9 protein-coding genes are annotated in these 9,698 nt (G+C 68.3%); 5 read left to right on the top strand and 4 right to left on the bottom strand.

The annotated features are described in order from the left end of the window. The coding region (locus DPV74_RS35275) for a winged helix-turn-helix domain-containing protein (protein WP_205571968.1) at positions 1-345 on the bottom strand (345 nt) is incomplete at its 3' end. 503 nt (positions 346-848) lie between these two features. On the opposite strand from DPV74_RS35275, the gene DPV74_RS35270 reads away from it, so the two are divergent. Further along, positions 849-1,490 (top strand): HD domain-containing protein, encoded by a 642-nt coding sequence (locus tag DPV74_RS35270; RefSeq protein ID WP_119338879.1) that lies wholly within the window; start codon positions 849-851, stop codon positions 1,488-1,490. A 52-nt stretch (positions 1,491-1,542) separates the two neighbouring features. Here DPV74_RS35270 and DPV74_RS35265 read toward each other — a convergent pair whose 3' ends face one another. Together DPV74_RS35265 and DPV74_RS35260 are read right to left on the bottom strand one after the other, a co-directional pair. Beyond that, on the bottom strand, positions 1,543-2,364 hold the full coding sequence (locus DPV74_RS35265) for an alpha/beta fold hydrolase (RefSeq protein WP_119338878.1): 822 nt from the start codon (positions 2,362-2,364) through the stop codon (positions 1,543-1,545). Positions 2,365-2,434: 70 nt separating this feature from the next. After that, on the bottom strand, positions 2,435-2,860 hold the full coding sequence (locus DPV74_RS35260; protein WP_027792638.1) for a DUF3331 domain-containing protein: 426 nt from the start codon (positions 2,858-2,860) through the stop codon (positions 2,435-2,437). Positions 2,861-3,415: 555 nt separating this feature from the next. Between DPV74_RS35260 and DPV74_RS35255 the strand changes: the two genes are divergently transcribed. Then, complete coding sequence (locus DPV74_RS35255; RefSeq protein ID WP_042973930.1) at positions 3,416-4,237, top strand: alpha/beta fold hydrolase; 822 nt, start codon at positions 3,416-3,418, stop codon at positions 4,235-4,237. 153 nt (positions 4,238-4,390) lie between these two features. Here DPV74_RS35255 and DPV74_RS35250 read toward each other — a convergent pair whose 3' ends face one another. Next, positions 4,391-5,968, bottom strand: a complete 1,578-nt coding sequence (locus tag DPV74_RS35250) for an MFS transporter (protein WP_119338877.1) — start codon at positions 5,966-5,968, stop codon at positions 4,391-4,393. Positions 5,969-6,051: 83 nt separating this feature from the next. Between DPV74_RS35250 and DPV74_RS35245 the strand changes: the two genes are divergently transcribed. The 3 genes from DPV74_RS35245 to DPV74_RS35235 all read left to right on the top strand — a co-directional run bounded on the left by DPV74_RS35245 (position 6,052) and on the right by DPV74_RS35235 (position 9,630). Next, positions 6,052-7,089: an HlyD family secretion protein gene (locus tag DPV74_RS35245; RefSeq protein WP_119338876.1), complete on the top strand. Its 1,038-nt coding sequence runs from the start codon at positions 6,052-6,054 to the stop codon at positions 7,087-7,089. Next, positions 7,086-8,510: an efflux transporter outer membrane subunit gene (locus DPV74_RS35240; RefSeq protein ID WP_059693303.1), complete on the top strand. Its 1,425-nt coding sequence runs from the start codon at positions 7,086-7,088 to the stop codon at positions 8,508-8,510. The genes DPV74_RS35245 and DPV74_RS35240 overlap by 4 nt, the downstream gene beginning before the upstream one ends. A 148-nt stretch (positions 8,511-8,658) precedes the next feature. Then, positions 8,659-9,630, top strand: coding sequence for a LysR family transcriptional regulator (locus tag DPV74_RS35235; RefSeq protein WP_119338875.1), 972 nt, complete (start codon positions 8,659-8,661; stop codon positions 9,628-9,630). Positions 9,631-9,698 lie beyond the last annotated feature (68 nt).

Genomic DNA, 9,698 nt, shown 5'->3' with positions numbered 1-9,698 from the left:
GGTCGGCGCGGCCGTCAGCCGCGACGTCACGGCGCGCACGGGGGCCGCGACCTCGGCCCGGCCGCCGACCAGCCGATAGCCGCGCCCCGGCACCGTCACGATCAGGTTGCGATCGTCGGCGAGCGCCTTGCGCAACGCGGCGACGTGCACCTGCAGGTTGTTTTCCTCCACGACCGTGTGCGGCCACACGCGCTGCATGATCTCGTCTTTCGAGACCAGGGCGCCGTTTGCCCGAATCAGGAGTTCGAGAATTTCGAATGCGCGACTGCCGATACGCAGCAGTTTGCCGTTCGAGCGAATTTCACGCCTGTCAAGAAATACGTGTAGCGTTCCAATTCGGATCATGAGAATTTTCAATCGATAGCGTGCATCGATGCCCTGTCAAAAATGACATCGATTGGACGCTCATGCTACGGCATTTGCCTCTTGAGATGATTCAAATTATCAGAAGCTATTGAGCAAATTTTTTGAATCGATGAAAACCACGATTTCCCCGGCGTCTCCACGTGCGGGCGCCGCTGCCCCAGTGCGGTGCGGCATCCCGCGCTCACTGCACGCGAAACAGTGATTCATCCATGAATCTGTTTCGTAGGATAAAACCTGCGATTTGCCGGAATTAACTTCTTCGATTCATCAATTAAATATAACCGCACGCCGGATTTGCGGATAAGACCGGGTAAAAAAGACATGCCGGACGTGGTGTAACCGATTTCGCGGGCGGCGGTCGGTCGGATTTTCCGTTCATAACGATTCAGGCGCCGCTCAGGACATTCAGCGGCGCGGCGCGCAACGATGGGTCGATGGCGCCAGCGTCGAGCGACTTTCACCACGCCGTGAGGAACACGACCATGGGCAACCGTATCGCCGGCATCAGGATTCCCGACGCCCCGCTCGCACGGGACGCCGCCGACACCGTACGCGCGTGCGAACCGGAACTGCTGTTCCGGCACGCGATGCGCGTGTTCGCGTTTGCATCGATCATCGGGCTGCGTCGCGGCATCGCGTTCAACGCCGAGCTGCTGTACGTCGCCGCGCTGTTCCATCACTTCGGCTTGACGGAGCGCTACCGGCATTCGCGCCGGCGCTTCGAGATCGACGGCGCGAATGCGGCGCACGCATTCCTCCGAGGATATGGCGTCGCCGCCGACGACGCGGCGGAGGTCTGGCGCGCGATCGCGCTGCATGCGACGTTCGGGATCCACTCATACATGACGCCGTTGACGGCGTTGCTCGGCGCCGGCGTCGAGACCGACCTCTTCGCGCATCACTTCGACGAGGTGAGCCTGTCCGAACGCGATGCGATCGTGCGCGCATGGCCGCGCGGCCCTTGCTTCAAGGACCTGTTTCTCGAAGCGCTCGCCGCGGGCACCGCGCATCGCCCCGCTGCCGCGTTCGGCAACGTGTCCGCCGACGTGCTCGAGCGTTGCGACCCGGACTATCGTCGGACGAATTTCTGCGGGCTGGTGCTCGGGTCGAAATGGGCGGAGTGAGCCGGCCGTCCGGCCGGGCCCGTGCGGCCGCGTCACCGCCGCCACCGCCGGATCATGCGCGCGCGAACGCCAGCAGTTCGTCGTTCAGGCGTTGCGCATGCGTCAGGTACAACGCGTGCGGGCCGCCCTCGTAGATGCTCAGCGTCGCGTGCGGCACGCGCCGCGCCGTGACGGCGCCCGTGAGCGCGAGCGGTGCCGTCTGGTCGTCGTCGCCGTGAATCACGAGCGTCGGCACGTCGAACTTGTCGAGATCCGCACGGAAATCGGTTTCGGAAAACGCGCCGACGCAGTCGAGCGTTCCCTTCAAACCGGCCTGCAGCGCCATGAACGACGTCCAGTCGAGCGCGGCGCGCGAGATCGTCGAAGCGGCCCGGTTCGACCCGGTGAACAGCGGCCAGAATTGCTCGTAGAACGCCGCACGATCGGCCACGATGCCCGCGCGAATCCCGTCGAACACGGCGACGTCGACACCGTCCGGATGATCGTCGCGCCGCGCGACCAGCGGCGTCACCGAGCCGATCAGCACGGCTTTCGCGATGTGCCGCGTGCCGTGCCGGCCGATGTAGCGGGCCACCTCGCCGCCGCCCATCGAGAAACCGACGAGCGTCACGTCGTGCAGCCCGAGCGTGTCGATCAGCGTCGCGAGATCGTCCGCCAGCGTGTCGTAGTCGTATCCCGTCCACGGCTGGCCGGAGCGGCCGAAGCCGCGCCGGTCGTAGGCGATACCGCGCAGGCCGTTCGACGCGAGGTAATGCATCTGGACGTCCCACATATCCGCGTTCAGCGGCCAGCCGTGAATGAACACGACCGGGCGCCCGGCGCCCCAGTCCTTGTAGTGAATCGACACGCCGTCGCGGGTCGTGAACGTGCTCATACGGATTCCTCAGTGGTGAAAAAGCGGTGCGCGTCGGCGTCGGCCGGCGGACGGGGTACCGCGTCCGCCGTCACGACCGGGACAGCCGGCCGATGAACCGGTCCATCTCGGACGCGAGGATCACTTCCCGGTAGTTCGCGGGACGCTTGGCCCCGCGCCATTGCGGCTTGTAGATCGCGTCGCCGGGACGAATCGTCGTGCCGGTCAGCGCGCAGCGCGCGAGTGCGCGCGACTTCGCGCTGATCCAGCGCTGCTCGTCGTAGCGGCAGCGCGTCGGGTCGCTCCACGACACCAGGACCGACGAATCGGTCTGCCGCTCGGCGGCGATGATCGCGCAACGACGGCGCACGCCGCCGCTCGACGCGGCCGATGCATCGTTGCAATGGCGGCGGCGCGCGGTGTCCGGGTCGCGCACAAGCGACGGCGCGCAATGGCGTGCGGCCGGCGACGGGTCGAGCAGCGTCATCACGTGCTCCCAGCGATCGAATGCGTCCATGGCAGATCCAGGCAGGTGAGGCGGGCCGGATGCCTTGCACCCGCCCGCTACGCGATCGTCATCCGCCGCGCGAGCCGGCACCGGCCCGCGACGGGATGACCTGACACTGACGATAGCGGGCCGCCGCTGAAGAGTCTTGATGCGAGACTTAATTTTTCTGGCCGGTGCGCACATGCGTCGCGCGGCGTGCACCACATACGGCTTCACGAAAATTCAGCGCGATTTCAGTACAGCCCGCATGGCCGCGGGATAGGCTCCTGTCGGCTTTCGTTCACGACGTTCGCGCGCCGGCCTGCGCGCGGCCTCTCGAACGCACGCCGGCTGCCCGCTGGATTGCCGCCTGCGGGCAGATCCGAACCCACCATCCAACGCGGCATCGTTGTACCGCACGTTCAAGGAGACTTCATGCGTCCCGCAGATACCGACGCCGTTCCCTCGGCACGCCGCCGAGACATGCTGCTCGCCGGCGCGACCGCCGTTGCAGCCGCTGCGCTGCCGGCAGCCGCCGCGGCTGCCCCCAAGCATGCCGCTTCCACCCATCCAGGAGCCCATACGATGAATACGATCACCACGAAAGACGGTACCCAGATTTACTTCAAGGACTGGGGCAGCGGCCGTCCGGTCGTGTTCTCGCACGGCTGGCCGCTGTGCGCCGACGCGTGGGATTCGCAGATGCTGTTCCTCGTGCAGCACGGCTTCCGTGTGATCGCGCACGACCGCCGCGGGCACGGCCGCTCGAGCCAGCCGTCGCAGGGCAACGACATGGACACGTATGCCGACGATCTCGCCGCGCTGATGAACGCGCTCGACCTGCACGAAGCCACGCTCGTCGGCCACTCCACCGGCGGCGGTGAAGTCGCGCACTACATCGGCCGGCACGGCACGAAGCGCGTCGCGAAGGCCGTGCTGATCGGCGCCGTACCGCCGCAGATGGTGAAGTCGGCGACCAATCCCGGCGGCCTGCCGATGGACGTCTTCGACGGGATCCGCAAGAACGTCGCGGAAAACCGCTCGCAGTTCTACAAGGATCTCGCGGTGCCGTTCTTCGGCTTCAACCGGCCGCAGGCAAAGGTGTCGCAAGGCACGATCGATGCGTTCTGGGCGCAGGGCATGATGGGTGGCGTGCACGGCCAGTACCTGTGCGTGAAGGAATTCTCCGAGGTCGACTACACGGAAGACCTGAAGAAGATCGACGTGCCGACGCTGATCCTGCACGGCGACGACGACCAGATCGTGCCGATCGACGATTCGGCCCGGCTGTCCGCGAAGATCGTGAAGCACGCGGAACTCAAGGTGATCCCGGGCGGCTCGCACGGCATGTGCGTCGTCGATGCCGCACGGATCAACGCCGAACTGCTCGCATTCCTGAAGGCGTAAGCCGCGCGACACGGCGCGCCCGGCCGTCACACCGTCACACCGTCACGGCGGCGCGCCGGCGCGCCCTTCAGCATTTTTCAGGAATTTTCAGGCCGACGCGATTCCGCATGCCGCATGCGCCGTCGCCAGGATCGCCGCCGCGGCGGCGGGCGCTCACGGCGTGCGCGCCGGCCTGAGCAGCAAGCCGATCAACGCACCCGCGATCGCGAACGCCATCGCCACCCTGAAGTTGTCGGCCAGCGCGAGCGTGGTCGCCTGGACGCGAACCTCCCGGTCGAGCAGCGCGTAAGTTGCCTGGTCGCCGGCCGCGAAGGTCGCGCCGTGCGCGACCAGCGACGCCGCGCCGGCTCGCAACCGCTCCAGCGTTTGCGGATCCGACAGCGTGACATGCAGACCGACGAGATTCGAATGGGTAGCCTCCATGATGCGCTGGATCACCGCGATCGATGTCGTGCCGAGCTGCCCGCTCAGCAGGCGCGTCGTCTGCACGACCGCGCCGAACGTCAGCGCGTGCTCGGCCGTCACGTGCTTGCCGAAAAAGAAGATCACCGACGTGAGCGCCATCGTCTGGCCCAATGCCTGCAGCAGCTGCGACGGGATGAAATCGGGTTCGGCCCAGACGGGCGTGAGGCGCGCGCCGAGTGCGAACGCGAACGCCACCATCACGAAGCCGGTGACGATCAGCCGGCGCGGATCGACGCGTTGCAGCAGCCATGCGACGCATGGCGCGAACAGCAGCTGCGGGATCGCGATCCAGCGCAGCGTGTCGCCGATCTGCAGCGGGCGCAGCCCATAGGTGCTCGCGAGAAACGCCGACGGAATGAAGCTCGTGTTGAGCACGGTGAAGCGCACGAGGCCGACCAGCACGATCAGCCACGCGATGTTGGGCCGCGCGAGGTAACTGAGATCGAGCCCGGCGCTGCGCGACGCCAGCTCGTGGATCAGGAACGCGGCCACCATCGCGATGCCGACACACAGCAACGTGACGATCAGCGGCGACTGGAACCAGAACAGCCGTTCGCCCTGGTCGAGCGCGACGCACAGGCACGCGAACCCGCCGGCGCCGAGCACCATGCCGCGCGTGTCGATACCGGACGCGAAGCGCTTGACCGGTTCGTTGGACAGCGACAGCATCAGGCACACGATGAACGGCACGGTCAGCAGCGCGTTCTGCCAGAACAGCCAGCGCCAGCTCAGGTGTTCGCTGTACCACCCTTCGAGCGTCGCCGACAGGTTCAGCGACATCTCGAGGTTCATCGCATACGCGGCGATGCCGAACGGAATGAGCCGCGGCGGCAGCGTGCGGACGACGAACCCGACGGTCAACGGCACGAACACGCCGGACGCGAAACCGGCTACGCTCTGCAGTGCGATGAACGTGCCGAAGTCGGTGCACAGCGGCAGCATGCTTTCGACGGCCAGGAATACCGCGGCGCCCGCCAGCAGCACGCGGCGCGTGCCGAACACGAAGGCCGCCGCGATCGCGAGCGGCCCGACGAACATCTGCGACGCGGTGAACGCGGTGTTGATCCACGCGCCCTCGTCGAAGCCGACGCCGAGCGCGCCGCGTACGTCGGCGAGCCCGAGCGACGTGATGCGCGAGGTCAGCGTCGAGATGATCGCGCCGAGCAGCACGGCCGCGATCGCGGCGATGGAACGAAACGTCGGTATGTCGGTGGCCGGTGCGGCCGGCCCCGGTGTCGCGCCACCGGGGGCGAACGTGGTATTCATCGTCGTGCGGCTCCCGTATTTGAGGCTCGCGCAAGCATAGCGCGATGTGAAGAAACCTGTCCGTTCGATGGAGTTACCCGATTGTGAGCACGAACCCGACGAACGCGTCGAACCCGCCGCCCGCCTCCCCCGCACGCTCGCGCAGATGGCCGATCGTCCTGATCGCCGGCGCCGCGCTGGGGCTCGTCGCGCTGCTGGTCTACGAATACGATGCGCATGAACGCGGCACCGACGACGCGTACGTGACGGGCCACCTGCACGTGATCTCGCCGCGCGTGGCCGGCACCGTCGAGCGCGTGCTGGTGGACGACAACCAGTTCGTGCATGCGGGCGACCCGCTCGTGCGGCTCGACCCGCGCGATTTCGACGTGCGCGTCGCGCTGCAGCGTGCGCGCGTCGCGCAGGCGCGCGCCGATGCGATGCGCGCGAAGGCGCTGGTCGAGCAGGCCGACGCGACGCTTGTGTCCGCGCACGCCGACGCCGAGAAGGCCGAACTCGACTACGCACGGGCGCGCGAGCTGACCCGCGAGACGCCGCGCGGGTTGTCGCAACAGGAGTTCGATGCGGCCAACGCGGCGCGCAAGTCCGCGCGTGCCCGCATCGACGCGGCACAAGCGCAGCAGCGTAGCGCGCAGGCCGCATGGCAGGCGGCCGACGCGGTGTCGCACCAGGGCGACGCCGACTTGCGCGATGCGGAGTTGCAACTGCAGTACACGACCGTCGTCGCGCCGACGGACGGCCGCGTCGGGAAGAAGACCGTCGAGACCGGCGAGCACGTCGCGCCGGGCCAGGCGCTGCTCACGCTGGTCGAACCGCACCCGTGGGTCGTCGCGAACTTCCGCGAGACGCAGCTCAAGCACGTGCGCGCCGGCGATGCGGTGCGGCTGCGTTTCGACGCGCTGCCGGACCTGACCTTCAACGGGCACGTCGACAGCCTGTCGCCCGCGACCGGCGGGCAGTTCGCGCTGCTGCCGCCCGACAACGCGACCGGCAACTTCACGAAGGTCACGCAGCGGGTGCCGGTCAAGATCCTGCTCGACGGGCAGGCGTCGACCGAGCCGCGTATCCGGCCCGGCCTGTCGGTCGTCGTCACGCTGCAAGCCGGCCGGGAACAGCCATGAGCCGCCTCGTCGCGCTGCTCGCCGCCGGCCTGCTGGGCGCCTGCACGATCGCGCCGCAGCCGCTCGCGCCCGTCCCGGTCGGCACCGACCGGTTCCGCCACGCGGATGCGCCCGGCGAACCGGCCGCGTCGCTCGCCGGATGGACCGCGTCGTTCGGCGATGCGCCGCTCGTCGCGCTCGTCGATGCGGCGCTCGCCGGCAACTTCGACATCCGTGCGGCCGCCGCGCGCGTCGACCAGGCGCAGGCGCTGCTCGGCGTGCGCGAAGCCGCGCTTTCCCCCACCGTCGGCGTCGATCCGTCGTTCAACCGTTCGCGGGTGTCCGGCACGGTCGACAATGCGTTGCCGAAGCGCCTGATGCACAACTGGTCGGTGCCGTTCAACGCGAGCTATGAAGTCGATCTGTGGGGCCGCCTGCGCGGCGACGCGGAAATCGGCAGGCAGAACGTGCTGCAGGCCGACGCCGATCGCGCGGCCGTGCGGCTGCGCGTCGCGACCGAGGTCGCGAGCGACTACCTGACGCTGCATTTCGTCGAGGAGGATCTGGCGACGCTCGCCCGCGCGATCGAGCTGCGCCGCACCGCGCTCGACGTGATCGCCGCGCGCGTGCGGGCCGGCGCGGCAAGCGATCTCGACGCGCTGCGCGCGGCGGCCGATCTCGATACCGCGCGCGCCGATCTCGCGGACAGCCGGCGGCTGCGCGAAAACCTCGTCGATGCACTCGCGGTGCTGACCGGCGTGTCGCCGACCGGCTTCACGGTCGCGCCGACCGCCGCCGCGATTCGCGTGCCGGCGGTGCCGCCCGGCCTGCCGTCCGTGCTGCTCGCGCAGCGGCCGGACGTCTACGCGGCGGCACGCCGTGTCGACGCGGCATCGCTCGAAACCGGCGTTGCCCGCACCGCATGGCTGCCGACGCTGACGCTGACGGCCCAGGGCGGGTTCGCGAGCCGCGACCTCGGCTCGTTTCTCGAGCGCAACAGTTCGCTGTGGGGCCTCGGGGCGAGCGTGGCCGAAACGCTGTTCGACGGCGGCAAGCGCGACGCCGCGGTAGCCGCTGCGACGGCCGGCACGGCGCTCGCCGACGCGAACTATCGAGCGACCGCGCTGGGCGCGCTGCGCGAGGTGCAGGACGCGCTCAACGACATCGCCGCGCAGAACGAGCGGATCGTGCGCTACGACAGCGCGGCGCGCTCGACCGAAGCGGCCGCGCGGCTGTCGCTGAGCCGCTACGCACATGGCTACGTCAGCTATCTCGAGGTCATCGACGCGGACCGCGACGCATTGAACGCGCAACGCCAGTTGATCCACAGCCGCCAGGCGCTCGCGATTGCGACGGTCGATCTGGTGCGCGCGCTGGGCGGCGGGTGGACGCCGCCCTCCGTCGCACCGCAAAACGTCGCGCAACGCGACGACCGGCTTTGAAAGATACCCGCCGTGCGGCCGACCGGTCATTCTGGCGGCCTCACGAATTTTCAAGTTGCTCTTAAGCTTACCTAACGTTTTTTGTGTTGCCCGGTGTGGGCGCACTGCCTACATTGAGCGTATCGAATTCACCGGAGCGAGACCCGTCATGGATCGCCTGAAAACGCTCGAGATACTCAAGACGGTTGCCGAGCACGGCAGCTTCACGAAAGCCGCCGAGCTTCACGGGCTCGGCGTTCCCTGCGTCAGCCGCTCGATCCAGTGCCTCGAAACGTCGCTCGGCGTGCTGCTGTTTCACCGCACGACGCGCAAGGTGACGCTGACCCGCGTCGGCCACGACGTGCTCGAACAGGCGCTCGCGCTGCTGGAGCAATACGAGCACTTTTCCGTCTGCTGTCACGCCAATGCAAGCGAGATGCAGGGCGAGATATCGATCGAGGTGTCGAACCTGTTCGGCGCCGACCGGCTGGTGCCGGCGCTCGCCGATTTCAACCGGCAACATCCGCTCGTACGGGTCCGGATCGACTGGACCGATCATCCGAGCGCGGCGTTGAACGGCGCGACGGACCTGTCGATCGTCACCTCACGCACGTCGAGCCTCACGTGCGTCGAGCGGCGCCTCGGGCGCATCCCGATGGGCCTGTACGCGAGCCCGCGGTATCGCGCCGCCTGCGGCGAGGGGCTCACGCCGCAGGCGCTCGAGCGCATGGATCCGCACGGTGGCAAGACGGGCGCCGCCGGGTCGCCATGGCCGCTGCGGCATCGGCGCAGCGGCACGATCGCCGAGATCCGTCTTGCCGGCGCGATCAGCTCGAACTGCCTCGACACGCTGATTCTCGCGACGGCCCGCGGCACAGGTTTCGCGGTGCTGCCCGAGCATCTTGCCCGGCCGCTCGAGCGCGACGGCGCGCTCGTTCGCCTGCTGCCCGACTGGCAGGTCGGCGATCTCGATACATCGCTGCTCTATCACTCGCGCCGCAACCTGCCCGCGCGCATCCGCGCGCTCGCCGACCATCTCGTCGCCGCGTTCGACGATGCGCCGGCCGCGCGGCCGGCCGTGCAACACGACGTGCGCGCGGTCACGCAAGCCACGGTCGCTGGCAACACGGTGGCCGCATGAGGGCCGCCGTCGTCATCGTCGCGACGCGGCCCGCCACGTCGAAGCCCGCACCGTTGCGCCGCCAGGCC

It is taken from the genome of Burkholderia sp. HAN2018 (assembly GCF_024704855.1).
Taxonomy (GTDB): Bacteria; Pseudomonadota; Gammaproteobacteria; order Burkholderiales; family Burkholderiaceae; genus Burkholderia; species Burkholderia cepacia.
The sequence above is the reverse complement of the archived record's forward strand: the minus strand, read 5'-3'. Positions and strand labels throughout refer to the sequence as shown.